Here is a 1,716-nt window from a genome sequence, read left to right as displayed (position 1 = left end):
CCTTTATCGGAAAACTCACTGCACAGGACGGCAACGAGTGGTGGGTCTATGATGGCGCCCGAGACCGCGCCTTCCTGGCCGCAGTCTTGGAGATGGCCCGCCGGCAGCAGGGCAGCCGGAATGGCCGCTCCAGGGGGCGCGCCTACGCTGGTTTCGATCAGTGGGACGCCTTCACCTTGGAGGTCCGCCGCCAGCCCGCCGAGCCAATTCTGCCGCAAAGCACCCGGACTCTGGTCCAGCCCAGCGGCATCGACGACGCGGCCTGGCACCAGATGGTGACCCTGGACTTTCCCCGGCGCCCGGCCCCCCGGCGGGATATTCTCCTGGAAACCATCCACACTCTGACCGCTGCGCACTCCACGGCTGTATCGCGAGTGCTCGGCACCGTGACTGGCGCGTGGGAGGACCGGGGGTTCAGTGACCAATGGAGCAGCGCGGAGTGGGTGAGCGCGGACTTGGTGGTCATTCGGGAGGCGGGTGCCGAAGCGCCAGAGGCGTGGGGCGCTGCCCGAGATGCGCTCCGGGCCGGAAGCCCCTTCACCTCAAGCGCGCGGATGTTGGGCCATCTCTTGGGCAACTTCCACGCTGACCTCGCGGGCTCCTTCGGCGCCTACCCGCAGACGCAGGACCAGCTGAAAGCCGCCGCCGTAGACGCTCAGCATGCCCTGCTCGCTCAGTGGCACCGGGTGCGGGAGGAGTTTGACGAAGAGGAAGCGGCAGATCTCAGTGAAGTCATTGAGCTGATCAGCATGCAGCTGCGGGATGCTGATGAGCCGCTGCTGCTCCAACGGATTCATGGACAACTGAGCTTGGCTCAGTTTCATCAGCTGACCGAGGACCGGTGGGTGGTCAGCGAAGCGGGAGGATTCCTGGAACATGCTCCAGGATTCCGTGATGTCACGACTGCGCTGATGTCCTTGGCGCACCTGGTTATGGAAGTGGCCAGCGACCTGCCTCCAGCCGACGTGGAGGCTTCGAAGGAAACCGACCGCGGCGATGAAGTCTCCGGTGAGCCTGCAGCTGCCGGCAGTGTCGAGACTTCTTCAGCACCGGTGAATTTCGGGCAGTGGTACGAGGAGGCATCCGCGAAGTTCCTCGAAGGGTACCGGGCCTCCGACGCTGACAGCGCAGCAGTGGATTCAGTCTTCTTCCGCGCAGCAATGCTGACGGCGGCACTCGAGCTGTTTTCGCGTTGGGAAGGTCGGTGGGTTTTCCGCCCGTCCATGCTGCTGCAGGCCGAAAACTAGCGGATTTTCCGCCGAGTTTACATTCTCCGGAAGCTGGTGCTAGAGTAACTATCCGCGCTTCGTTGCGAAGGGAATTCACCCAGAGTCGAAGTGCGCACCCGGGCCGTTAGGTCCAATCCTCCATCCAAACGGAAGCGACACGCTGAGTTGACACTCAGGAATCGGGTCCGGTAAGATTGAAAAGTTGCTCCGGAGCGATCCAGAGGGAAGTTTCTTCTGGTGGTGCCGGGGTGTTTGTAGCTTGAGAACTCAATAGTGTGCCAAGTTTGTTGAAAACCAATTATTTGTATTGGTTATCGTCGCAGGTCTGTCACCCCCGTGATGGATATCTGCGACATTAGCCATGGATTATCCAACAGCGTTGGTAAATATGGTCCCGTGAGGCTCTGTTTTTCCGGCAGGGTGGGACCGTTGAACTGCGTTGTTGTTTCTCTATTATTTTTTTGATGGAGAGTTTGATCCTGGCTCA

At 60.5% G+C, this 1,716-nt stretch carries 1 protein-coding gene; it reads left to right on the top strand.

What is annotated here, in order from left to right; all coding sequences use genetic code 11:
* On the top strand, window positions 1–1,247 hold a 1,247-nt coding region (locus tag FEF27_RS12485), incomplete at its 5' end, for a hypothetical protein (RefSeq protein WP_166430021.1).
* Between the last annotated feature and the right edge of the window lie 469 nt (window positions 1,248–1,716).

Source organism: Nesterenkonia sphaerica (assembly GCF_005771565.1).
Lineage (GTDB): Bacteria > Actinomycetota > Actinomycetes > Actinomycetales > Micrococcaceae > Nesterenkonia > Nesterenkonia sphaerica.
This window is presented reverse-complemented; position numbering and strand designations above follow the sequence as displayed.